18 protein-coding genes and 1 tRNA gene are annotated in these 24488 nt (G+C 70.7%); 6 read left to right on the forward strand and 13 right to left on the reverse strand.

Going from position 1 to position 24488, the window contains the following annotated elements; all coding sequences use genetic code 11:
- Positions 1 to 7: 7 nt before the first annotated feature.
- The 3 genes from glmU to AS25_RS06635 form a co-directional block, all read right to left on the reverse strand.
- Positions 8 to 1483, reverse strand: a complete 1476-nt coding sequence (gene glmU / locus AS25_RS06625) for a bifunctional UDP-N-acetylglucosamine diphosphorylase/glucosamine-1-phosphate N-acetyltransferase GlmU (RefSeq protein ID WP_035963647.1) — start codon at positions 1481 to 1483, stop codon at positions 8 to 10.
- Between the two features lie 65 nt (positions 1484 to 1548).
- Positions 1549 to 1620: transfer RNA gene (locus AS25_RS06630), tRNA-Gln, on the reverse strand.
- Between the two features lie 73 nt (positions 1621 to 1693).
- On the reverse strand, positions 1694 to 2425 hold the full coding sequence (locus AS25_RS06635; protein ID WP_035963648.1) for a hypothetical protein: 732 nt from the start codon (positions 2423 to 2425) through the stop codon (positions 1694 to 1696).
- Between the two features lie 165 nt (positions 2426 to 2590).
- Here AS25_RS06635 and AS25_RS06640 point away from each other — a divergent pair, with 165 nt between their 5' ends.
- Positions 2591 to 4477, forward strand: a complete 1887-nt coding sequence (locus AS25_RS06640) for an ABC-F family ATP-binding cassette domain-containing protein (protein WP_035963650.1) — start codon at positions 2591 to 2593, stop codon at positions 4475 to 4477.
- Between the two features lie 30 nt (positions 4478 to 4507).
- Here the strand turns inward: AS25_RS06640 and AS25_RS06645 are convergent, their stop codons facing one another.
- The 6 genes from AS25_RS06645 to rsmA all read right to left on the reverse strand — a co-directional run bounded on the left by AS25_RS06645 (position 4508) and on the right by rsmA (position 11610).
- Positions 4508 to 6568, reverse strand: a complete 2061-nt coding sequence (locus AS25_RS06645) for a heavy metal translocating P-type ATPase (protein ID WP_052160770.1) — start codon at positions 6566 to 6568, stop codon at positions 4508 to 4510.
- 229 nt (positions 6569 to 6797) lie between these two features.
- The gene (locus tag AS25_RS06650) at positions 6798 to 7436 is read right to left on the reverse strand and encodes an HD domain-containing protein (protein WP_035963652.1); all 639 of its coding nucleotides are present in this window, start codon (positions 7434 to 7436) and stop codon (positions 6798 to 6800) included.
- Between the two features lie 143 nt (positions 7437 to 7579).
- Positions 7580 to 7888, reverse strand: a complete 309-nt coding sequence (locus AS25_RS06655; protein ID WP_035963653.1) for an antibiotic biosynthesis monooxygenase family protein — start codon at positions 7886 to 7888, stop codon at positions 7580 to 7582.
- Between the two features lie 85 nt (positions 7889 to 7973).
- Complete coding sequence (locus AS25_RS06660; protein WP_035963656.1) at positions 7974 to 9413, reverse strand: RNB domain-containing ribonuclease; 1440 nt, start codon at positions 9411 to 9413, stop codon at positions 7974 to 7976.
- A gap of 119 nt (positions 9414 to 9532) precedes the next feature.
- Positions 9533 to 10555 (reverse strand): 4-(cytidine 5'-diphospho)-2-C-methyl-D-erythritol kinase, encoded by a 1023-nt coding sequence (locus AS25_RS06665; RefSeq protein WP_035963658.1) that lies wholly within the window; start codon positions 10553 to 10555, stop codon positions 9533 to 9535.
- Entirely contained in the window at positions 10552 to 11610 is a 1059-nt protein-coding gene (gene rsmA, locus AS25_RS06670; protein ID WP_052160771.1) for a 16S rRNA (adenine(1518)-N(6)/adenine(1519)-N(6))-dimethyltransferase RsmA, read from the reverse strand. Before rsmA ends, AS25_RS06665 begins: the two co-directional genes overlap by 4 nt.
- 280 nt (positions 11611 to 11890) lie before the next feature.
- On the opposite strand from rsmA, the gene AS25_RS06675 reads away from it, so the two are divergent.
- Complete coding sequence (locus tag AS25_RS06675) at positions 11891 to 12922, forward strand: putative endonuclease domain-containing protein (RefSeq protein ID WP_052160772.1); 1032 nt, start codon at positions 11891 to 11893, stop codon at positions 12920 to 12922.
- 235 nt (positions 12923 to 13157) lie between these two features.
- Here AS25_RS06675 and AS25_RS06680 read toward each other — a convergent pair whose 3' ends face one another.
- Positions 13158 to 14318 carry a TatD family hydrolase gene (locus AS25_RS06680; RefSeq protein ID WP_156960919.1) on the reverse strand — a complete coding sequence of 387 codons (1161 nt, stop codon included), beginning with the start codon at positions 14316 to 14318 and terminating at the stop codon, positions 13158 to 13160.
- 331 nt (positions 14319 to 14649) lie between these two features.
- On the opposite strand from AS25_RS06680, the gene AS25_RS06685 reads away from it, so the two are divergent.
- From AS25_RS06685 to AS25_RS06695, 3 genes are read left to right on the forward strand one after another with little or no spacing between them, the layout of a single operon-like run.
- A complete protein-coding gene (locus tag AS25_RS06685) occupies positions 14650 to 15600 on the forward strand; it encodes an AAA family ATPase (protein WP_035963660.1) in 951 nt (316 codons plus the stop codon).
- Entirely contained in the window at positions 15597 to 17186 is a 1590-nt protein-coding gene (locus AS25_RS06690) for a DUF58 domain-containing protein (protein WP_035963662.1), read from the forward strand. The genes AS25_RS06685 and AS25_RS06690 overlap by 4 nt, the downstream gene beginning before the upstream one ends.
- The gene (locus AS25_RS06695; protein ID WP_253270501.1) at positions 17183 to 19699 is read left to right on the forward strand and encodes a transglutaminaseTgpA domain-containing protein; all 2517 of its coding nucleotides are present in this window, start codon (positions 17183 to 17185) and stop codon (positions 19697 to 19699) included. The genes AS25_RS06690 and AS25_RS06695 overlap by 4 nt, the downstream gene beginning before the upstream one ends.
- Before the next feature lie 151 nt (positions 19700 to 19850).
- Here the strand turns inward: AS25_RS06695 and rsmI are convergent, their stop codons facing one another.
- Positions 19851 to 20741 (reverse strand): 16S rRNA (cytidine(1402)-2'-O)-methyltransferase, encoded by an 891-nt coding sequence (gene rsmI / locus AS25_RS06700; RefSeq protein ID WP_052160773.1) that lies wholly within the window; start codon positions 20739 to 20741, stop codon positions 19851 to 19853.
- Between the two features lie 81 nt (positions 20742 to 20822).
- On the opposite strand from rsmI, the gene AS25_RS06705 reads away from it, so the two are divergent.
- Positions 20823 to 22457, forward strand: coding sequence for a dolichyl-phosphate-mannose--protein mannosyltransferase (locus AS25_RS06705; protein ID WP_035963666.1), 1635 nt, complete (start codon positions 20823 to 20825; stop codon positions 22455 to 22457).
- On the opposite strand, the gene AS25_RS06710 is transcribed toward AS25_RS06705, so the two are convergent.
- Positions 22412 to 23161, reverse strand: coding sequence for a TIGR01906 family membrane protein (locus AS25_RS06710; RefSeq protein ID WP_052160774.1), 750 nt, complete (start codon positions 23159 to 23161; stop codon positions 22412 to 22414). The genes AS25_RS06705 and AS25_RS06710 overlap by 46 nt on opposite strands.
- A gap of 9 nt (positions 23162 to 23170) precedes the next feature.
- On the reverse strand, positions 23171 to 24475 hold the full coding sequence (locus AS25_RS06715) for a L,D-transpeptidase (protein ID WP_084118053.1): 1305 nt from the start codon (positions 24473 to 24475) through the stop codon (positions 23171 to 23173).
- Positions 24476 to 24488 lie beyond the last annotated feature (13 nt).

Genomic DNA, 24488 nt, shown 5'->3' on the forward strand with positions numbered 1-24488 from the left:
CCCGGACTCAGGCGTGGTCGTCGCGGTCAGAGTCTTGAGCGGCCTGGGCCGCGCGTGCCGCCGCGGTTCCGGGACGGTGCTCCTGCACCCATCCTTCCACGATGACCTGCTTGCCCTCCGTGAGCACCAGGGCCCCGGCGGGGACGTCCTTGCGCACGGTGGTCCCGGCACCCGAGTAGGCGCCGTCGCCCACGGTCACGGGGGCCACGTACATGTTGTCCGAACCCATGCGGACGTCGTTGCCGATCGTGGTGTGGTGCTTGGCCACGCCGTCGTAGTTCACGAAGACCGAGGCCGCGCCGATGTTGGAGTTCTCCCCGATCGTCGCGTCCCCCACGTAGGACAGGTGCGGGACCTTGGAGCCGCGCCCGATCGTGGCCTTCTTGGTCTCCACGAACGTGCCGATCTTGCCGTCCTCGCCCAGGACCGTGCCGGGGCGCAGGTACGCGAAGGGGCCTACCGTGGCGCCCGCGCCCAGTTCGGAGTCGCTGCCGTGGGTGCGCGTGACGTGCGCTCCGCGGCCCACGATCACGTCGGTCAGGGTGGTGTCCGGGCCCACGACGGCGTCCTCCGCGACCCGCGTACGCCCGTGCAGTTGGGTCCCGGGCAGCACGGTGCTGTCCGCCTCGAGCTCCACGGTGTCGTCGATCCACGTGGTCGCGGGGTCCACGATGGACACCCCGTTGCGCATGTGCATGTCCAGGGTGCGCTGGTTGAGGTAGTGCCCCAGTGCCGCGAGCTGGACGCGGTCGTTGGCACCCTCGAGCTCCATGTAGTCGGTCATCTTGAGGGCGTCCACGCGGTGGCCGGCCTCGCGCGCGAGACGCGGGACGTCCGTGAGGTACTTCTCCGCCTGGGCGTTGTCGGTGTCCACGCGGGACAGCGCGTCCCGCAGCACCGCGGCGTCGAACGCGAAGATCCCGGAGTTGACCTCGCTCACGGCACGCTCGGCGTCCGTGGCGTCCTTGAACTCCTTGATCTCGGTGAACTCGCCGCGCTCGTCCCGCAGGATGCGGCCGTACTTGCCGGGCTCGGGGTGATCGGCGGTCAGCACGGTCACGGCGTTGCCGTGGGAGTCGTGGTGCGCCACGAAATCGCGCAGCGTCTCCACCGTGAGCAGGGGGACGTCCCCGTAGGTCACCAGCACGGTGCCGCTCACGGGGGTCTCGGCGTCGAGCACCTCGAGGCCCGCGTCCACGGCGGAGCCGGTGCCCGGGACGTCCGACTGGTCCGCGGTCAGGACCTCGGGATCCAGGGCCGCGATGTGTTCGGCCACGAGATCGCGCTGGTGACGGATCACGGCCACGATGCGCTGCGGCGCGAGCTCGCGGGCCACCTTCAAGGCGTGGCCGAGCATGGAGCGACCCCCGATCTCATGCAGGATCTTGGGGGTCTTGGACTTCATGCGGGTGCCCTTACCCGCGGCCAGGACGATGACGGCGGCGGGGTTCTGCCCGGTGCTCGCGGTGTCAATGGTGCTCACGGAGCAGACTCCTCTGGTTGCTCGTGAGGCGGTGGGGGGCCATCTACGCCTCGATGTGTCGTGCGTTCCGCCACTAGGACTCGAACCTAGACTCACGGCTCCAAAGGCCGGTGTGCTGCCAATTACACCATGGCGGAGCGTTGTCACCCGCGGGCGCCAACATGTGCGTGCGCCCGGAGGACGCACGAGACGTCACTTTATCATCTGCGTTCAGCGCGTCAGCACGAGCAGAACCCGCCCCGCTGCACGGTTCTCCTGGAATCCGGGCAGCCCCCGGGACAGGGTCTCGGCGTCCTCCACGGTGATCCCGCGCACGAGCACGGGCGCGCGTGCGGCGGCGCGGCGAACGTACTCCCACGCGGCGTCGTCGGCCTGTCCGGCGGCCCGGGAACGCGAGACGTCCCACGCCATGGAGGTGACGTCCGGGGCGGTGACGTCCAGCGTGCCGTTGTCGTACTCGCGGTCCAGCAGGGCCATGAGCATGTCCACTTCCTCCACGACCGTGCTGTTCTGCACCATGAGCTTGACCTGGCGGTGGGACGCGGCCTCCGCGAGCGCGGCCAGCATTGAGTACAGCCGCTGCCGTTGCCGCCCCCGGTGTGCCACCCCGCCCAGGGCGAGCACGAGCCACCCGGCGCCCACACCGCGGCACAGCCCCAGGGCGTCGTCCACGGCGGCGAGCACGCCCTCGTCGGGGATGTCGTCGTCCACGGCCACGGGAGCGCGTAACAACAGGGGTTCCGCGCCGGCCTCGCGCAGGCGTAGAGCGGTCTGGCGGCGCACGAGCGAACCCATGTGCGGCCCCACGGGGCGGTCCCCGCCGATCGTGATCTCCACCGGGCCCGGGAACTCACGGATCCGGGCCACCGCCGCGGCGAGGTCCTGGGGTTCGTCCAGGACGGTTCCCGCGGGCGTCTCCCCGCGTCCTGTCGCGTCGTGCATGGCACACAGTCTCGCACACCCGCGGGACGGGGGGACGACGCCGCGGCGAGTCGGCGCGGGCACGGTCGCGGCGTCGTCGTACCCCGGGCGTGGGGCGGCGTCACGGGCCGTGCGATCGGCACGACGACGCCGCGGGGCGTCGGTGCGCGCTTGTATCCTTGCCGGGTGGCTCATCTGATCGGCGGAGAAAACTTACATCTCGAGTACCCCACCAAGACCGTGTTCGACTCGGTCACCGTGGGGATCGACGAGGGCGACCGGATCGGGATCGTGGGTCGCAACGGGGACGGCAAATCCACACTCATGCGGCTGCTCGCGGGGCGCATCGCACCGGACTCCGGGCGGGTGACCGTGCGCAGCGGGACGACCGTGGGCATGCTCGACCAGGCGGACACGCTGGACCCGGACCAAACCGTGGGCCACGCCGTGGTGGGGGACGTGCCCGACTACGTGTGGGCCGCGGACCCCAAGGTGCGGGACGTGATCTCCGGGCTCGTCTCGGACGTGGACTGGGACACCCCCGTGGGGCAGCTCTCGGGTGGGCAGCGCCGCCGGGTCGCGCTCGCGAGCCTGCTGACCGGCGACTGGGACGTGATCTTCCTGGACGAGCCCACCAACCACCTGGACGTGGACGGCATCACATGGCTCGCGAAACACCTCAATAGCCGCTGGTCCAAGAACTCGGGGGCGCTCGTGGTCGTGACCCACGACCGCTGGTTCCTGGACGCCGTGTGCACCGACACGTGGGAGGTCCACGACCGGATCGTGGAACCCTTCGAGGGCGGGTACGCGGCGTACGTGCTGCAGCGGGTCGAGCGCGACCGGCAGGCCGCCGTGGTGGAGCAGAAGCGGCAGAACCTCATGCGCAAGGAGCTCGCGTGGCTGCGCCGCGGGGCACCCGCGCGCACGTCCAAGCCCAAGTTCCGCATCGACGCCGCCAACCAGTTGATCTCCGACGTTCCGCCGCCGCGCGATTCCGTGTCGCTGTCCCGGATGGCGGTGTCCCGGTTGGGCAAGGACGTGGTGGACATCGAGGACGTGTCGGTGGAGTTCCCCTCCCCCGGGGCCTCGGGCGCCTCGTCGTCTGGCGCCTCCGGTGGGACCCGCGTGCTGCAGGACGTCACGTGGTTGATCGCCCCCGGGGAGCGCACGGGCATCCTGGGCGTCAACGGCGCGGGCAAGTCCACGCTGTTGGGGCTCGTCACGGGTGCCGTGGAGCCCACCACGGGGCGGGTCAAGCGCGGGAAGACCGTCAAGATCGCCACCCTGACCCAGCAGCTCGCCGAGCTGGAGGACGTCGCGAACGACCGGGTCTCGGACGTCGTCGCCCGGAAGAAGATCTCCTACGTGACCGACGGCAAGGAGATGACCCCAACCCAGCTGTTGGAGCGGTTGGGATTCTCCTCCGCGCAGCTGAAGACCCCGGTCAAGGACCTCTCGGGCGGGCAGAAGCGACGTCTGCAACTGTTGCTCATCCTGCTGGACGAGCCCAACGTGTTGATCCTGGACGAGCCCTCCAACGACCTGGACACGGACATGCTCGCCGCCATGGAGGACCTCCTGGACACGTGGCCCGGGACCCTCCTGGTGGTCTCCCACGACCGCTATCTCCTGGAGCGGGTGACCGATCAGCAGTACGCGGTGATCGACGGCCAGTTCCGGCACCTCCCCGGCGGGGTCGAGGAGTACCTCAAGCTCTCGGCGACCGCGGCATCCGGTACCGCAGCCGGTTCCTCCGGGGCGTCCAACCCGCTCGCGGCGTCCTCTTCCTCCTCTGGCACTGCAGCTACGTCCTCCGCCGACGACGCCGCTCCCTCCGAGCCGCGGTTGACCGGCGCGGAGGCGCGGGCCGCGCAGAAGGAACTGGGCGCCGTCGAACGCAAGATGCAGAAACTCGGCGAGCAGATCGAGGCATTGGACGGGACCATGGCCGCCGCGGACCCCTCGGACTTCGAGGGGCTCGGGAAGCTGGCGGCGCAGAAGTCCGAGCTGCAGGAGCAGCTGGACGAGCTCGAGCTGCGGTGGCTCGAGCTGGGTGAGGCGCTGGAGTAGACGGGCGCAGCGTCGTCGTGGACCCGGGCGCTACCCCTCGTTCTCCAGGATTTCCCGCGCGCTCGATTCGGGTGTGAGGTCGATGCGCCGGAGCAGCTGGGCATTGAGAGCCACCACCACCGTGGACAGGGACATCAGCACCGCGCCCACCGACATGGGCATCACGAACCCGACCGGCGCCAGGACACCGGCGGCCAACGGCACCGAGATCAGGTTGTAACCGGCGGCCCACCAGAGGTTCTGCGTCATCTTCCGGTAGGTGGCCCGGGAGAGCTCGATGACCGAGAGCACGCTGCGGGGATCCGAGCTGGCCAGGATGACGCCCGCCGAGGCGATCGCGACGTCCGTCCCGGCGCCGATCGCGATCCCCACGTCCGCTTGCGCGAGAGCGGGCGCGTCGTTGACGCCGTCGCCGACCATCGCGACCTTCTTGCCCTCCCCTTGAAGCTGGGCGACCTTCGCGGACTTGTCCTCGGGACGCACCCCGGCGAAGACGCGGTCGATGCCGAGTTCGCGTGCGACCTCGTGCGCCACGGCCTGGGCGTCACCGGTGATCATCACGACCTCCACGCCCAGCCGATGCAGCGCGTCCACGGCGTCACGGGATTCGGGGCGGACCTCGTCCGCGAGTTTGACCCCGCCGATCACCGAGCCGTCCCGCAGGACGTGGAGGATGATTGCGCCCTCCTCACGCCACGTCCCGGCCGCGGTGATCTCGGGCTGTCCGGTTTCTTCGAGCAGCCGCGGGCCGCCCACACTGATCTCCTGACCGGCCACGGTGGCCCGCACACCCACGGCAGGCGAGGACGAGAATCCCTCGGCCGGTTCTACCGTGAGACCGCGTTCACGTGCGGCGGCCACGATGGCCTTCGCGAGCGGGTGCTCGCTATCGGCTTCCGCGGATGCCGCGAGGGCGAGAACGCGGTCCTCGTCGAGATCGCCGACCGCGTCGACGCCGGTGACCACGGGCTCACCCTTGGTCAGGGTCCCGGTCTTGTCGAACAGCACGGCGTCCACCCGCCGCATGGATTCGAGGGCCAGCCGGTCCTTGATGAGCACACCGCCGCGCGCGGCGCGCTCCGTCGCAATGGACACCACGAGCGGGATCGCCAAACCCAACGCGTGGGGACACGCGATCACGAGCACGGTGATACTGCGGACCACGGCCGATTCCGGGGCTCCCGACACGGTCCACGCGACGGCGGTGATGAGCGCGGCGCCCAGGGCGAACCAGAACAACCAGGCGGCAGCCCTGTCCGCGAGGCGCTGCGCCCGGGACGAGGAGTTCTGCGCTTCCGCGACCAGCCGGTTGATGCCCGCCAGCGCGGTGTCCTCGCCCGTCGCGGTGATCCGCACGCGCAGGCCGGAATCCGTGGCCACGGTTCCCGCGGTCACGGCGTCCCCCTCGCCGCGGGTCACCGCTCGCGATTCGCCGGTGATCATGGACTCGTCAATGTCCGCGCGGCCGTCCACGATGGTTCCGTCCGCGGGCACGCTGCCTCCGGGACGGACGACGACGACGTCGCCCACTTCCAGCTGCGCCGGGTCCACCGTCACGACGTCGTCGCCCTCGACCTGCTCCGCCTCGTCCGGGAGCAGGGCGGCGAGGGAGTCCAGCGCGGACGTGGTCTGCGCCAGGGAGCGCATCTCGATCCAGTGGCCCAGCAGCATGATCACGATCAGCAGGGCAAGCTCCCACCAGAACTCGAGTTCGTGGTGCACGATGCCCAGGGTCGCGGCCCACGAGGCCAGGAACGCGACCGTGATCGCCAGCGCGATGAGCAGCATCATCGCGGGTTGCCGGTTCTTCAGCTCACTCCACGCACCGGTCAGGAACGGCCGGCCACCCCACACGTACATCACGGTTCCCAGCACCGGAGCGATCCATACGGCCCAGCCCGGCACCGAGTAGCCGATGATCATGGCGAACATCGGGGAGAACGCTACGACCGGAACGGCGATGATCAGGTTGATCCAGAAGAGCCGACGGAACCGGGCCACGTGGTCGCCGTGGCCGGCGTGCCCGGGGTGTTCGACATGGCCGGCGTGTCCTGCGTCAGCGTGGCGCTGCCGCGCGGTCGGATCAGTCATCGTGTCCTGCTCTCCCTCCCCGCGCGGGGGTTCGCGAAACTACCCCGCGGGTACGTAGTCGGCCCACTCGCAGGGGTGCCGGTGACTCATACCCGCCTTCCTCAACGTATACCCCCCAGGGGTATTTCGCAAGGCTCAGTCGGTCAAGAGACGAGCAACGCCCGCCCACCTGCGAGTCGTAGCTCGCGGTGGACGGGCGGAGGGAAAGGGCGTCAGCCGGAGCCGGAGCTCACTCGCTCCAGGGGTTCGCCTTGATGATCTCCACGAAGTTGTCCCGCTTGAAGTCCGGGTCGAAGTGCTCCAGGACATCCGCGTTCATGTTCCCAAACGTGGAGTGCGGGCGGTGCACGTTGGCGTCGTTGAACGCCTTGAGGATCCGGTTCTTGAAGTTCGGGCGGGGGTGGACCTCCACCACGGCCTGACGCTGGGCGTCTGTGACCTCGTCGAAGTGCATCCCCAGGACGTCCGTCTCCACACCGGCGCTCACGAGCGCGATCTCCGGGGCCATGAACTCCGGCACCCCGGGGGTCGTGTGCAGCGCGATCCCGAGCCACGCGTTGTGGGCCCGCTCGTGGGAGGCGCCGCGTTCCAGGAGGAACTCGCGGACCTCGTTGGCGCCGTCCACCTCGAAGCGCAGCGTGGAGTCCGAGTAGGTCTCCGTGAGACCGCGATCGTGGAACATGGCCGCCGCGTACAGCAGCTCGTGGTCCACGCTGAGGTCCTGGGCCTGCCCCACGAGCGCACCGAAGAAGAACACCCGGCGGGAGTGGTGGTAGAGCAGGTCGTCCTCGTTGTCCCGGATGTACTCGGTGATCTCCCGGGCGAGCGTGCTGTCCGGGACGGAGATGCCGGAAATGGTGTCGGTCATCGTGCTACTCCTTCTCTACGGGGTCCCTGTCCAGCTTGGCAGGGAGCACGCCTTCCCGCCAGGGAGGGCCGGTCACGAATCACACCGCGACTCGGTCGTCGCTCGGGGAGCCGACCCCGGAGACCCCTCACGGGTACACCGACTCAGGATCCGGCGGCGTCCAGGTCCACGACCTCGAACTCGAGCAGCGACGCCCCCGTGGCCACCGGTTTGCGCTGACCCCCGGCGTGCGCGGCCTTGGCGTTGCCGTCCCGCCACGCCTCGAAGTCCTCCTGGGTGGCCCACGTGGTCACCACGAAGTAGCGGTTCTCCCCCGCGACTGGGCGCAGCAACTGGAACCCCTCGAAACCGGGCTCGCCGTCCACCGCGTGCTTGCGCGCCGCGAACCGCGCCTCGAGCTCGGCACCGGCACCCTCGGGGACCTCGATGGCATTGATCTTCACCACGGACATGACTGCCTCCTGTTGTTCGTCGTCGCTCCCAGGTTAACGACGCCGCCTGACCGGTCCCTGCGACGAGGCGCCGGACCGCGCCCCGTCACCCGGCGACGTCGGACACGAGCTCGAACTCGGCACGGCCCTCCGCGACGTCGGCCCGTACGAGACGCACCCGAACCTCCTCGCCCAGCGGCAGATCGGGGGCCTTGAGGGTGACCTCGACGGCCGGTTCGCGGATGATGATGGTGCCGCGAGCGCCGTCGTCCTTGACCTCCACCACGGTGGCCGTGAACTCCTCGCCCACGTGCGCGGACAGCGCGAGCGTCTCGACCATGTTCACGATCCCGCGCTCGTACGCCGAGGCCTTGCGCGCGGACGCCTCCATTTCGGCCGGCAGTTGCGGCAGCGCCTCGAGCACCCAGTCGGGGACGGGTTCCCCGGCGCTGATCGCGAGGCAGACCTCGCTGCCGTAGCGGTCCACGAGCCGGCGCAGCGGCGCGGTCACGTGCGCGTACGACGTCGCCAGGGCCGAGTGTTCGCGATTCTCCGGGGGCGCGCCGTGGAACCCCTCGTACCCGGCCCCGCGGAACAACAGGGTGCACGCGTACAGCATGGCGGCGTGCGTCCCGAGCTGCGGATCGAGTATTCGCACGAACTCGGGGTAGCTGACGTCCTCGGGCCACGGGATGCGCAGGGCGGCCGCGGCGGCGCGCAGTTTGCGGATCGCGGAGTCGGCCGCCCGCGGCAGGGTGCGTAGCAGGCCCGTCCCGGCGTCGAGCATCAACTGCGCGGCGGCGATGCCCGTGAGCAGCGAGATCTGGGCGTTCCACCCCTCCACGGGCAGCGCGCTGCGGTGGACCACGCGCCACTGCTCGTGATCGATCACCACTTCCTGCTCGGGGATGCGTAGGCTCACCCCGCCGCGTTCCCGTTCGATCCGTTCCCGCAGCTGCCCCACGGTGCGCAACAGTGTGAGGGACGGGTCCGCGGTCCCCGCGTCCAACCGGTCTTGCACCTCCCGGTACGTCAATTGGGCGCGGCTGCGCACGAGGGCCCGCCGCACTTTCGTGCTGCGGAGTGCGCCCTGTTCGTCCAGTCCCAGTTCCCACAGGACGGCGGGGCGCACGGTGTCCGGCAGCAGACTCGCGACGTCCTCCGAGAGTTCGGGAGGGTGCAGCGGCGTGCGCTGGTGCGGGGCGTAGAGGGTCTGGCCGCGGCGGTGGGCCTCGACATCGATCGGGTCGCCCGGGTGCACGAACGCGGCGACGTCGGCGATCGCGTACCACACGGTGAAACCGCGGTCCGCGGGTTCGATGAGCACCGCTTGGTCCAGGTCCCGAGAACCCTCCGGATCGATCGTGACGAGCTCGAGGTCCGTGCGGTCCAGGGACGGTAGGCGCGGTGCGGCGGCAGCGGCCACGGCGGCGTCGTGCACGGCCGGTGGGAAGTCGTCGGGGATGTCGAGCTCGTGGCGCAAGGCCTCGAGTGCGCGCACGAGTGGATCGGGAACGGGATGGACCTGCTGCGGACGGATGGCCAAAACTGACTCCTCACCCGGGGGCTCGGGGAGTGCACCGCCCGGGCCGACCCGGACCTCGAAACCGTGGTGACGCGCCTACGTTGACCCGATTCTGCCCCGGGACACCCCGGCGGGCGGGTTCATTCGCGCGATTCGACCCGCGCGCCGGGCACGGGGCCGGCCACGGCGAGGGCGTGGCGGTGTTCGCGCACGAAGTCGAGCACGAGGCGGCGGGCGGCTTCCCCCGAGCGCACCAGGAAGCACACCGTGGGGCCCGAGCCGGACACCCATCCGGCGAGCGCTCCCAGTTCCACTCCGTGGTTGAGCAGCCCTTCGAGTTCGGGCAGCAACTGGATCGCGGGGCCCTGGAGGTCGTTGCGGATCCGGGCGGCGAGGGCATCGGGGTCCGCGGCGACCAGGGCGGTGAGCACAGCGGTGGGGACGGGGTCGGGGGCGATGCCGGTGCGCGGGGCACTCCTCGTCGACGCGTTCGTCACCGCGTGGTTGACATCCCACTGGCGGTACACGGCCGGCGTGGACAGGCCCTGGTCCTGGGGGACGAACACGAAATGCAGCTCTTCCTCCGCGGGCACCGCTTCCAGCTCGGTTCCCGTGCCGCGCCCGATCGCGGCGCCTCCCAGGAGCATGAACGGCACATCGGCGCCCAGGCCGGCGCCCAGTCGGAGGAGTTCGTCCGTGTCCATTGGGGCGACACCCGCGTGGTGAGCGACGAGTTCATTGACCGCCACGAGCGCGGCGGCGGCGTCCGCGGATCCCCCGCCCATGCCGCCGGCGACCGGCACGGCCTTGCGGACATGCAGCTCGAGCCCGGGCACGGGGACGTCCAGCGCCGCACACACCGCGAGCGCGGCTTTCACGGCCAGGTTCGTCTCGTCCAGGGGGACATCGGAGAGGCGGGCAGTGCCCTCGCTCACCATGCGGGCGTACTCGCTACCGCGCTCGGCCTCGACGGTTATGCCGATCCCCACACCTCGTCGGGCGAGCGCGGGATTCACAGTGGCCGTCACGGTTTCCCGCAGGTCCACGGCCACGAAGAGCGTTTCCAGGGGGTGGTAGCCGTCCGGGGTGGGGCTGCCGACGTGCAGCACGAGGTTCGTCTTGGCCGGGGCGCTCGCGCTGACCCGGGTCGGTGTGGGGCTCATGGGTGCTCCCCCGGGTCGGTGGCGGGCGCGTCGTTCACTCCGGACCCGTCTCGGGGTGCGGTCTCGACGGCTTCCGCGGGTGGCTCATCCGGCGCCGTCCCAGTCGCCGACGCGGTTCGTGTAGTCGTGAGGTTCCCCGGGACTTCTCCGGGTCGGTTGTCGGCTCCGGCCACCTCCTCCGTCCCCTTTGAACTTACGGTCCCGGCGGCGGCCGCGATCCGGGCGAAGTCGGCGACGTCGAGCCGCTCCCCGCGCGCGGCGGGGTCCACACCGGCGGCGCGCAGGATCTCCTCGGCGCGGGCACCGGACCCCGCCCAGCCGCTCAGCGCCGCCCGTAAGGTCTTGCGACGCTGGGCGAACGCGGCGTCGACCACCGCGAACGTGTCCCGCCGCAGCGACTCCGCGACCGGGGGCTCGCGGCGCTCGAAGCGCACGAGCCCGGACGCGATCTTCGGGGCGGGCCAGAACACGTTCTTGCCGATCACCCCGGCCTTGCTCACGTGCGCGTACCAGTTGGCCTTCACGGACGGCACGCCGTACACGCGCGACCCCGGCCCGGCCGCCAACCGATCCGCGACCTCGTCCTGGACCATCACGAGCCCGTGGCGCACCGTCGGGAAGGTCTCCAGGATGTGCAGCAGCACCGGCACGGCCACGTTGTAGGGCAGGTTCGCGACGAGCGCGGTCGGTTCACCGGGCAGCTCACGCACGCGGGCGGCGTCGGCCTCCACGACGGACAACCGGTCCGCGGCGCCCGGGAAGAACCGCTCCACGGTCTGGGGCAGCTGCCGCGCGAGGGGCGGGTCGATCTCCACGGCCGTGACCGACGACGACGCCGCCAACAGCCCCAGCGTCAACGACCCCAGGCCGGGCCCCACCTCCAGGACGTGTTCGTCCTGCCCCAGGTGGGCGGCGGCTACGATCCGGCGGATGGTGTTGGGGTCGATCACGAAGTTCTGACCGAGCGTCTTGGTGGGGCGGATCCCCGCTTGCTCGGCGAGTTCTCGGATCTCGGCGGGGCCCAGGAGAGGGCCGTCGGTACTGTGCTCGGTCACCGGTCAATCCTACGTGGCGTGCCTGCGCGATCCGCACCCGCACCTGTGCCTGCGCCCCCGCCCCGCTCACTCCCCCATGCCCGAACCTTCCCTCCCACCCTCGTTGGGCCCCGCGACAATCCCACTGCACAACACGCGTGCTGCATAACGCACAGGATTCTGGGATTTCCGCGTCTTTTCGCAGCAGGAATGTAATTACGGGCGAAGACGAGTTCCGTGCGCCCTCCCCATTTCACCTGCGGCGGTGATTGTCGGCCCCTCTGGTTCGTAGCTTGCCGCCATGGACGAGACGATCACCACATACCGCGGACCCCGGCCGACCACCAATACCCCGAAGGCTTGGGAGCGCCGCACACAGCAACTGATCCGTGACCCCTCGATGCAACGTGTGGCCCACGGGCTGTGGTGCCGGGCCGACGCACCACCCGATTCGCTGCAGCGCGCCGTGCTCCTGCAACGTCACCTGCACCGGCCCGACCGTCTTGTACGTTTGACCGGAATCACTGCGCTGCAGGTGATGGGCGTCCCGATCGGGTCGAACTACGGCTGGGCCAATCGAGCACTACGGCACCCCGCGCCGTCGCGAGCTGGTGACCTGGACCGGCAGTTGCGCGATGTCACTCACCTTTCCTGGCTCGGTGCGCGCTGTCAGACCCGTGACCCTGCCCTCGCGCTGAGCAAGTCCTACGGGATGGAGTCGTTCGCGGGTCCGTGGGGCGCCACGCTCGTCCACCCGGTGGAGGCGCTGGTCGTCGCTGCGCCCTTCATGTCCCGGTGGGCGTTGACCGCCGCGCTGGATGCCTTGCTCGTGGACCCGCACGTACAACCCGTCGAACCGTCGACGACGCCGCAGGGGCAGCCTTTCCTCACCGCATCTCGCATCCACGCCACTTTGGAAGCACTACCTCCCACATCGCGGGCGGTCGTGGCGGTGCGAAAGGCCATGCGAGCCACCCTGTTCCCCACGTTCTCACCCATGGAAACGCTCACACGTCTGATGGTGGTGGCAGCCGGATTACCGAGCCCCGTGATGAACCACCGGGTGCACACCCCTCGGGGAGACAGCCTGCTGGATCTGGCATGGCCCGCGACCATGACAGCCGTGGAGTTCAACGGACGGGTCCACAGCCAGAACCACCAGGCCTACAAGGACGAGATGTACCGCAATGAGGTGCTCCGTGACCTCGGGTGGAACCTACGCATTCTCGTGTTCGACGATCTCAGGAATCCCCACCGTGCGGCCGCATGGCTCTCATGGCTGGGGCGCCAGCTGGGAACCACCCCTCGCCCAGTGACCCCGTTCCGGCCTTGAACATCTGTGCTGCGAAAAGCCGTGAAACTGGTCGAAATTGGTGCGGATTGCAGCATGCGAGTTGTGCAGCCCGGTTGCCGCGGTGGGGAGGTGGGTGGGGAGGTGGGGGCGCGGGGAAAGAAGACGGGGTGCGGATTGCGGATGCGGGTGTGGGGTGCGGGGCCGCATGGGCACGGCGGATGGGGTGCGGGGCGGGTGTGTGCGGCCCAGAAATGCCCCTTCACCCGCTGCGAATTCAGAACTGCCCGTACACCCGCTCCGAGTTCTCCCAGATCCGCCGACACAGCTCCTCGAGGTCCGTGTCCAGGATCTCCGCCATCCCCCGGACCGTGTAGTTGACCATGTACGGCGCATTGGGCCGGCCCCTGAACGGGTGCGGCGTGAGGAACGGCGCATCCGTCTCGCACAGCACGAGCCCCGGATCCGCTTCCCGCAGCGCTGCCTTGAGCGGTGCCGCGTTCTTGAATGTCACGGTTCCCGCGAACGACATGTACCACCCGTTCTCGTTGCACACCCGCGCGAGTTCCGAATCCCCCGAGAAGCAGTGGAACACAGTGCGTTCGGGAGCCCCGGCGTCACGGAGGATGCGCACCACGTCCTCGTGGGCCTCACGGTCGTGGATCTGCATGGCCACCCCGTGCCGCTTGGCGATCTCGATGTGCGCCCGGAACGATTCCTCCTGCACCGCCAGACCCGGCTCCGGGGTGTGCACACGGTCCATGCCCGTCTCCCCGACGCAACGCACCCTACGCTGCCCCGCCAATTCGTCGATCACCGCGAGCGCTTCGTCCAGCGAGCGCCCGCCCGTTGAGCCCGCGTCGCGTGCCCCCGTGAAACGCCCAGCCGCGGAAACTCCCTCTGGTCCATCGGACTCGGAGGCCCCCGCTCCGGAACCCTTCGCCGAGCCGTCACCCGCCGGAGCCGGTGCATCACGGTCTCCGGACACACCCGACCCGGCCAACGCCGGCGCCTCGTTCGGGTGCAGCGCCACCGCCGCCAGCACCCCCGGAACCGTCTGCGCCGCCGCCACCGCGAATCGCGACGACTCCACGTCGCACCCGGCCTGCACCACCCCGCACACGGAGGCGTCCCTGGCCGTGGCCATCGCATCCACCACGGACACCCGCACCAACCCGTCCTGCATGTCCAGGTGGGTGTGGTTGTCCACCACGGGGTGCGGCAGCGGTTCCGGCAGCGCGGGGAAGGTGAGGTTGCGACGTCGTCCCTGGGCGTCGGTGTGCGCGCGGCGCTCCGTGCCCTCACCGTTGGGCACGTCGTCACCGGAATCGGCGACCGCATAACGGTCCACCGTGTATGCCTCGGGCGTCTGGCCCGCCACGGGCTCGGGTCGCGCTGCGTGGTCCCACACGGACTCGGATACGGGTGTCTCGATCACCCCTCCACGATAGGTGACGCGCTCCCCACCCGCTTCCCGGGCCGGGCGTTCTGGAAGACGACGCCGCTCACGCTCGTCACACGGACCCGCGCCCAGCCGCCTGTACCCGTACGACGCCGCTCCCGACCTCCTCGCCGGACCGCTCCTTCTCGAGCCGCTCTCGTTCCGATCCCCCAGACCACGACCGCCGCGGCCCCGGACAACTGCATCCGTGCGCCGATCGGCGAGGATGGGGCCCCGACCCCGTTCGCAATGCACCCGCACCTGACCAATACCTGCGAACATGGGGACAAACACCCCCGGACCCCCCCTGCCCGTGAGACGAGGAAATATGGAGCAGTTCGCCGCCCGCACCAAGGCCATCCTTGACCGCATGAACTCGGTCATCGACGGCAAACCCGCCGAGACCCGCACGGCCCTGCTGACCCTGCTGGCCGGTGGCCACTTGTTGGTCGAGGACGTCCCGGGCGTGGGCAAGACCATGCTGGCCCGTACCCTGGCCGGCGCGGTGGGTGGGACGATCAACCGGATCCAGTTCACCCCGGACCTGCTCCCCACGGACATCACGGGCGTGTCGGTGTACGACCAGACCCGCAACCAGTTCGAGTTCAAACCCGGCCCGGTGTTCGCGAACGTGGTGATCGGGGACGAGATCAACCGCGCCTCGGCCAAGACCCAGTCCGCGCTGCTGGAGGCCATGGCGGAGGGCCAGGTCACGGCGGACGGCACCACGTACCGGCTGGCCGAACCATTCATGGTCGTGGCCACCCAGAACCCCGTGGAGATGGACGGCACGTTCCCCCTCCCGGAGGCCCAGCGGGACCGGTTCATGGCGCGGATCTCCATGGGCTACCCGGACGCGGACGCCGAGGTCGCCATGCTGCGCGATCACGGCGCCGGCTCCCCGCTCACGGGTCTCGGGCCGGTCGTGGACATCGAGGAGGCCCGCGACCTCGTACGCCACGTGGCCGCGCTGCACGTGTCCACCCCGGTGCGCCGTTACGTGGTGGCGCTGTGCCAGGCCACCCGCACGCACCCGCACCTGCGCCTGGGCGCGAGCCCCCGCGCGGCCCTGCAGTTGCAAGCAGCCGCCCGCGCGCAGGCCGCCCTGGCCGGACGCGACCACGTGCTGCCGGACGACGTCAAGGACGTCGCGGTGGCCGTACTCTCCCACCGTCTGCTGCTCGAACGCCGCTCGGGTGCTGACAGCGCCCAGGACATCGTGCGCACGATCCTCTCCGACGTCCGCGTCCCCACCGAAGACGCCCCCCAGACCCGATGAAGGCCGCCGCTCCCGAGGCGCGGGTGGACTCACGTGCCAAGTTCACGGTGCGCGGGTGGTGTTTCCTGGCGGCCGCCGTGCTGTGCCTCGCCGCCGCCACGTGGCTCGGCCGCAAGGACGTCCTGGCGCTGTCCCTGTTCCTGGGCATGGTGCCGTTGCTGTCCTCCCTGGCCATGTGGCTCGTCAAACCGCGCGTCCTGCTCAAACGTTCGGTGGACCCGCCCCTCGTCACGCTCGGCGACGCCGCCCAGGTGGCCCTGCGCGTACGACGCCGCTCCGCCTTCTCCGCACGCAACCGCACCTCGGGTGCCGACGGCCGAGCCGGCTCCACCCACGACCCGGCGGACCCCGCGGCCCACGACATGGGCACTGCGGGAGGCGGCCTGACGGGCGGCACGGGCAATGGCCCGGCGGATGCCGCGAACCTAGGCCACGGGGCAGGCCCGGACACCACCGACGCGGACCGCAAGGGCACCCTCCGCTCGGGCCGTACGAGCGCCGTCGCCGCCGTGGACGTGCACGAGACCGTGGACCCCCTGCTGGGCCGGGACCAGGACGTCTCGGTGCCCGTGTCCGGGGCGCCGGTCACGTACACGGTGCGCCCGCGGCGTCGGGGGATCCACGAACTGGGCCCGGCCACGGTGCGCGTGGGCGACCCGTTCGGCGTGGTCACGGAACTGCTGGACGTGGCCGAGCGGACGTCGCTGTACGTGGCCCCGGAACCCGAGGACCTCACCGAGCACGGGGCCACCATGGCCCGCGAATCCGGCAACGACCCGTCCCGGAGGGCCCAACCGCAACCGGGACCGGACAACGTGATGACCCGCGAGTACCGCCACGGTGACCCCATGCGCCGGGTGCACTGGGCGGCGTCCGCCAAGCACGGCCAGCTCATGGTGCGTCAGGAGGACCCGCGCAGCACGCGCAGCGCCGTCGTGGTCCTGGACTCCGCGGCCGAACATTGGCCGGGCGCGCGCGTGTGGGCCGGTGTGCTCGAATCCACCGAGGAATTCGAGTGGGCGGTGCGCGCGGCGGCGTCCGTGATCGAGCACCTCACGCGCCGCGAGACCGTGGTGCACGCGCTCGACGACCAGGGCCGCGCGCTGCCCCGCGGCGAGGCACCGGTGGCCGAGCTGCGGGACACCGACGTCACCGACGACACCGCGACCGAAGTGGTCCACGGCCTCTCCCGAGCGGCCCTCGTGAGCCGGCCCGAGCCCGAGGCGTCGATCGATCCCCTGACCGCCCGCCTCGAACGGGAGGGGCTCTCCCACCCGCTGTTGCTGCTCACGGGCCGACTCTCCCCCGCGGCCGCGCGGCGCTACGTCACGGCAGCGGCGGCAAGCACGGTGTGTTCCGTCATCATGGTGATCGATGCCCCCGCGCACCGCCCCGACAGCGCCGCGGTGTTCGAGTCCGCGGGGTGGTCCGTGGTGCTCGTGACGCGCTGGACGGACGTGGACGCCGCGTGGCTCGCGACCATCCGCGGCGCCACCCTGCTGACCCCGCCACCGCCCGACCCCGGTGCCCGACAGCTGCGCATGGACGAAATGATGGGCCACGCCCGAGGGAGGGCCACCGCATGAGCGCCCCCGATCCCACGCCCCGCGCGGACCACGGAGCCACCTCCGCGGGGACCCCCGCCGCGGGTGCGAGCGCCACCGCGGCGCCCACGGCTCAGGGCCGCTCGGTGACCCCCGACGCCACCGGCCACCGGGCCGCTCCGGACGGCCGGAGCTCCGCCGGCCACCCCCGCACTCCGCACGGTCAGGACATCCCAGGAGCGCGTCCACCTCGTCCCCGCGTGGTGGAACTGAGCCTGTTGTTGCTCGCCGCGATCGCCCTGGGCTGCGTGGGCATGGCCGGTGCCCTGAACGGCCTGTGGTGGCTGCCCTCCGTGGCGGCCACCGTGCTCACGGTGCTCGTGGTCACAGGCGCGGCCCGCTGGTTGCGCGTGCCCTCACCGCTCGTCACGGTCCTGGGCCTGGCCGCCCTGTTGCTCGCGTTGACCGTGGTGCACCTGCCGTCCCACGCCATGCTGGGCTTTATCCCCACCGGGGAGACCTTCAGTGCGGCCGGTGAACTGTGGCGTTCCTCCGGCGACTTCATCTCCCGCGACGCCGCTCCCTACGGCCCGAACCCCGGGCTGGCCTTCGTGCTGTGCACCCTGGTGGGGCTGGTGACCGTCTTCATGGAAACCGTGCTCGTGGGCCTGCGCATGGCCGGACTCGCGTGCTTGGGGATCCTGGCGCTGCTCGTGGTCCCCGCGCTGACACTTCCGGGCAGCGTCACTGCCCTCGGTCTGGCCGCGGCCGCGCTCGCCGCCCTGGCGCTGCTGGCCGGCTCACGGTTCTGGGGTGCCACGCGCGCCCAGCGCATCGCCCCGACCCCGGGGGGATTTCCCCGGGCCTTGCTCGTCATCGCGGGTGTGCTCGCGGTGGTGCTCTTCGTCCCCGCGGTCATGCCCGGCTTCTTCAACGGGGCCTTCCCACAGGGCAGCTCGTTCACCGCGGAGCGCGCCTCCGGTGTGGGCCCGCTGCGCGCGGTGGGTCAGGACCTGCGCTCGGACGAACACACCCGGCGGTTCTCCTACACGACCTCGGACGACCAGCCCCAATACATGCGGTTGCTCACCCTGTCCGACTTCGACCAGGACGAGTGGTTCCCGGACGTCGAGAACCTGGACGGCGATCTCTCGGGTCTGGCTGACGCCGCTCGCAATCCGGTCCCCCGCGGCACCGAGGTCTCGGCCAAGGTCATGTTCGACGACTTCTCCGAGCACTGGCTGCCCGCACCCTACGCCCCGGTGGCCGTGAGTGCTCTCGGTGACGAGGGGTGGGCGTGGAATCCCCGCGACCTGTCTATCTTCAGCGAGTCCACGGGGATGTCCGGGGCCGAGTACACGGTCACGTCCGCGCTGCCGCGAGCCACCCCGGAGGCACTGCGGACGGCACCGTCGGCGGCGTCGGACCCGCAGCTCGGCGACTACCTGCGGCTGCCCGCGAACCGCCCGCAATCGGTCGCGGACGCCGCGCGCACGTTCACCGAGGGTGCGGACACGGACTACGACCGCGCCCTCGCGATCCAGAACCACCTGCGCGACGACTTCCGTTACGACGTGACCGCGCCGCTGGCCCAGGGCTACGACGCCGGCGGGATGGGATCGCTCGACGAGTTCATGCGCAACCGCACGGGGTACTCGGGGCATTTCGCCCCGGCCATGGCGCTCATGGCCCGGGAAGTGGGCATCCCCGCGCGGGTGGCCGTGGGCTACCTGCCCACCGCCCCGGTCGAGGACCCGGACGGCGGCCGTTCCTTCCCCGTGAGCACGGGCGATTCCCACGCGTGGCCTGAGCTGTACTTCCAGGGCGTGGGATGGGTCCGTTTCGAGCCCACCCCCGGGGTGCCCAGCACCCCCGATTACGCGCCGGACTCGGCCCAGGACCAGGGTGGGGAGGGTTCGCAGACCCCGGAGGAGACCGCGGCGCCGAGCGACGAGCCCGAGCAGCCGCCCAGCGAGCAACCCTCCGAACAACCGACAGAACAGCCCTCGGATCAACCGACCGAGCAGCCCACCGAACAACCGGGGGACGAACCCACGCAGGATCAATCCCCCCAGGACGAGGCGACGCCGGCCACCGCTGCGGTGCCGTGGTGGCTCGTGACCGGGGTGCTCGGTCTGCTCGCGCTGCTGGCCCTCGCGGCGGCGCCGCGGGTGGTGCGCGGGCGGCGTCGTCGGGCGCGGCTCGCGGCACTGCAGGACGCGTCCCTGACCCCGCAGCGCCGGGCCAACGCCGCGTGGGAGGAATTCCGCGGGCTCGCGGAGGACCACGGCGTCACCTCCCCCGCGTCCGACACGCCCCGCGTGCGGGCGCGCCGATTGGCGGCGGGCCTACCGGGTGCGCAGACCGCCGTGGATCACGTGGTCGCGGACGTGGAATCCGCGAGCTACGGCGCCCCGGACTCCCGCTGGACCCCGCGGACCACACCGGAGGACCTCACGCTGGTCCGGGACGAGTTCCGGAAGCGGGCCTCGCGCGGCGGGCGGCTGCGCGCCGACTGGTGGCCGGCGTCGCTGTGGAGCGGACCGCGCGGGTGACGACGACGCCGCGCGGGCGGGTCCGTCCCGCCCGCGCGGTGGCCGGGGCCGCGCCGTCGTCAATGCATGAAGCCCTACAAGTCCGGCCCACGGGGCACTCGTCGGCCAGACGGGCGTCCCGCATATCCGCGCGCCGTTACCGCGGGTCGGGTCAGTTCTGACCGCGCGCGGTGATCACGGCGTCGTAGAGCTTGCGCGTGCTCACCCCGTGCGCCGTGGCGACTTCCCGGGCGGCGGCCTTGAGCTTGACGTCGCTCGTGGCCACGAGGTGCTCGACCTCCGACACGAGGTCCTCGGGCTCGGGGGCCACGGCCGGTGGGGCACCGTGCACGACCACCACGATCTCCCCGCGCACCTGGTTGTTCGCGGCCCACTCGACCAGACCCGCGAGGTCGTCGCGCAGCACCTCTTCATGCAGCTTGGTCAGCTCACGGCACACCGCCGCCCGCCGGTCCGCGCCCAGGGCGTCCCGCAGCGCGGTGAGCATCTCCGCGAGACGGTGCGGGGATTCGTAGAAGACCATGGTGCGGGGTTCGTCCCGCAGGGTCGCCAGGTGAGCCGCACGCTCGCCCGTCTTACGCGGCAGGAAGCCCTCGAACGCGAACCGGTCGGTGGGCAGCCCGGAGACCGCGAGCGCCGCGAGGACCGCCGAGGGCCCGGGGAGCACGCTCACGGGCAGGTCCGCCTCGGCCGCGGCGCGCACGAGCGGGAACCCGGGGTCGGAGACCGTGGGCATGCCCGCGTCGGAGAGCACGGCCACGGTCCGACCGTTGCGCACCTCGTCCAGCAGTTCGCCGGTGCGCGCGTTCTCGTTGTGTTCGTGGTGGGTGACCACCCGCCCGGTCACGGTCACGCCGAGCCCGGAGGCCAGGCGGTGCAGGGTGCGGGTGTCCTCCACGGCCAGCACGTCCGCGGTGTGCAGGACGTCCTTGAGCCGTTGGGACGCGTCCGAGAGGTTGCCGATGGGGGTGCCCACGACCACCACGGCACCGGGGTGGTGGTCCTCGGGGCCGGGCGTGGACGTCGATGTCTGTGAACTCACCCGTCCACTCTACGAAGGACCACGGGTCGAACGCGGTGACGCCACCGTGACCGGGCTGAATGTCCAGGGGTGCACCCTACGATGGGATCCGTGCCCTCGACTGTCTTCTCCCCCGCCGGCCCCGCCTCGACCGCACCCGTGACCCCCTCCGTGCGCGACCGCCTGCTCCCCGCGGTCACCCGGTTGCCCCGGTACTGGTGGGTCCCCCTCGCGCTCGTGACCCTGCTGGGCGGGGTGCTGCGCTTCGTGCACCTGTCGTGGCCGCACGCCGTGGTCTTCGACGAGACGTACTACCTCAAGGACGCCTACTCGCTGTTGCTCCACGGCACGGAGCAGCAGTGGCCCGAGGGCGCGGACGAGGGTTTCGTCTCCGGGAACATCCCGGACACACAGGGTCACCCCTCTTTCGTGGTGCACCCGCCCCTGGGCAAGTGGCTCATCGCGATCGGGCTGTGGTTGTTCGGCGCGGACGACCCGTTCGGGTGGCGCTTCTCCGCGGCCCTGTTCGGCACGGCGTCCATCGCGGTGATCTGGTGCGCGGGGTGGTTGCTGTTCCGCTCGGTCACCCTGGCCACGGTCGCCGGTGTGCTGACCTCCCTGGACGGGCTGCACCTCGTGGAGTCCCGCCTGGCCCTGCTGGACGTCTTCCTCATGTTCTTCCTGTTGCTCGCGTTCGTCTTCGTCCTGTTGGACCACGACGACGGACGACGCCGCCTGCTCGCCCGCGGCCCCGGCGGCGTCCTGGGCCCGTGGTTGGGCGTGCGGTGGTGGCGGATCGCCGCGGGCGTGGCGTGCGGTGCGGCCGCGGCCGTGAAGTGGAACGCGCTGTTCAGCATCGCCGCGCTCGGGATCCTGGCGGTGCTGTGGGACCTGAACGCGCGGCGGATCGCCGGGGTCAAGCACTGGTTCGCCGGTGCGGTGCTCAAGGACGGCCCGTGGGGATTCCTGAGCATGATCGGCGTGGGCGCGGTGGTGTACGTGATCACGTGGACCGGGTGGCTCACCACGAACACGGGCTACAACCGCAACTGGGCCGAGCTGAACCCGGGTGACGGCCCGCAGTGGCTCCCGCCCGCCCTGCGGTCCCTGTGGGAGTACCACGTGGCGGCGTATTCGTTCCACGCGGGGCTGTCCTCGCACCACACGTACATGGCCGGTCCGGCCACGTGGCCGGTCATGGCCCGCCCCACGTCCTACTTCTACGAATCCCCCGGGCAAGGCGTGGACGGCTGCACGGTGGACTCGTGCAGCCAGGCCATCCTCAACCTGGGCAACCCCGCCGTGTGGTGGGTGGGGATCCTGGCGGTACTGCTGGGACTGTGGTTGTGGGCGGTGCGCCGTGACTGGCGCTTCGGTGCCCTCGTGGGCGTGTACGCGGCCGGTTATCTGCCGTGGTTCCTCTACCCGGAACGCACGATGTTCTTCTTCTACGCGCTGTCCTACTTCCCCGCCATGGTCCTGCTGATCACAGGGGCGATCGGGGTGCTCACGGGCAAGCTCGCGGTCCCCCGCCTGGGTGCCACCGCGGGCACGCCGTCCGCCACGGTGCACGAGCACGTGATCTCACCGGTGTGGGCGCGGCGCTGGCGCAGGGTGAGCCTGGTGTTCCTGCTGCTCGTGGTGGCGCTGGCCGTGTTCTTCTGGCCCGTGTGGACCGCGCAGACCATCCCCTATGAGCACTGGCGCTGGCGGATGTGGTTCACCTCGTGGATCTGACGGAGCGTGCCGCCCCGCATCCGGCGGGTCGTGGCGAGCATGACCACGAACGCCCCGATGAGCGTCACGAGCGCCACGGCGATCGCGGCGTCGATCCAGAACTGGGTGGGATAGAGCCGGATCAGGGTGTCCGAGATGCTGAAGGTCCACGTCCCGGAGCTGAAGAACAACGAGTGGAACGCCGCGAAGAAGCTCTGCCACCCCACCACCGCGAACACGGCCGTGAGCAGCAGCAGGATCACGGTGAGCCACGAGCCCGCGAACCACGCGGAGGACGCGGTCCCCGGGGCCGCCCGGTGCAGGTACCAGGCGGCCAGGACGCTCAGCACGAGCAGGACGAACGCGATCAGCAGCCCCCAGTGCATCACGTGCTGGACGTCCCGCATGTGGGAGACCTCCGCAGGGGTGAACGCCATGCCACCCTCGCTGTTCACCAGGCCGCCCAGGTACTCGGGCGGGGCCAGGTTCATGATGTAGTCCATCCCGTAGGAACTGAACGTCATCCGTTCCTCGGTGCTCATCCCCCAGTGGTCAGCGGGGAAGCCGGGGCGGTGGTACTCGAGCCACAGGAACAGCGGGGTGGCCACGAGTCGCACCCCCAGCGCCACGAGCAGGAAGGGCAGCGCGAGCGCCAGGAATCCCTGGAGGATGCGCTGCACCGCGGTGGGGCGGGACCAGGGGGCGCGTGCGATGGATGTGCTCACCGGGCTGTATCACCAGTTTCCGTGCCAGTCCTCGTCCGAGTAGTGCTCGAACGGGATGTTCCAGTCCCCGTAGCCGTCGTCGGGATCGGCCTGGGGGTAGTCGGTGTTGACCACCTCCACCATGTCACCTGGGCGGAAGGTCTCAAAAATGTAGGCCGCGCCCTCGGGCGGCATCCCCACGCACCCGTGGGACACGTTGGCCACGCCCAGCACGGGCATCGCGGACGGCAGCGCCTGGTGGATGAACTCGCCGCTCCACGTCAGCCGGGACACGTTGGACGCGTCGAACGGCGGGTAGTAGTGGGGGTCACCGGGCTTGAGGTTCAACGACGACGCCTTGAACGCGTAGGAGGCCGCTTGCTCGATGATGACCTTCTTGCCCGTGGTGGACGGCCAGTCCGGATTGCCCAGGGTCACGGGCCAGCGACCGGTCTCCTTGCCGTTCACGTAGGCCACGAGGGTCTTGGTGTTGTTGTCCACGAACGCCCGCTGCTCGGCACCTGTGCTGAACGACACGGTCTTGTTGCCGTTGCCGATCATCCCGTTGCCCAGGTCCTTGCCCAGGATGTTCGCGGTGACCGTGACCTTGGCGTTCGGGTCCCACGGTTGCTCCGGGCGGAAGCGCAGTTTACGGTCCGAGTACCACCGGAACGCGCCGTCGCGGTGCGCCCCGTCCACGGTCACGGCCTTCTCGACCTCGTCCTTGTTCACCACGGGTTCGGAGAAGTTGAACTCCACGACCTGCCACACGCCGTAGGTCTGCCCGTCCTTGACGTTGAGGGCCACGTCCGCCTCGTGGGCGGCGTCCACCGTGCTGAACACGGACTGCCCCGTGCTGTCCCGGTCCCCGGCGCGCGCGGTGTAGTCCACGGTGTAGGTCTCGTCGAACGCGAGGGGTGCGTTCGAGCGCCACTCGTGCCCGCCCTCGGCGAGTTCGCCCTCGATCCGCTCCCCCGAGCTCGCGGCGCTCACGGTCACGTCCGTGAGTTCGCCGCCGTCCGCGGTGACGACCACGGGGTCCACGGGGTTGACCATGCTCGCGTCGGCGCCCGGGCTCACCTCGACCCGCACCGTGCCCGACGGCGTGCTCGGCGCCGAACTCGACGCAGCGGCGTCGGCGGAGGAGGACGCGGCGGACGACGGCGCGGCCGGAGCGGCGTCGTTCCCCGCGGCGCACGCGCTCAGACCCAACAGGCCCGCGAGGGCGAGGCACGCAATGACCGGACGACGACGCCGCGCGCTCGCCCCGGCGGCACGCACGGTGTCGCGCGGCGTCCCGGACAGCGGATTACGGTGGCGGGAGGGAGACTTCATGGGCACCTCACAT

The sequence above is a fragment of the Kocuria marina genome, from assembly GCF_000786655.1.
Taxonomy (GTDB): Bacteria; Actinomycetota; Actinomycetes; order Actinomycetales; family Micrococcaceae; genus Kocuria; species Kocuria marina_A.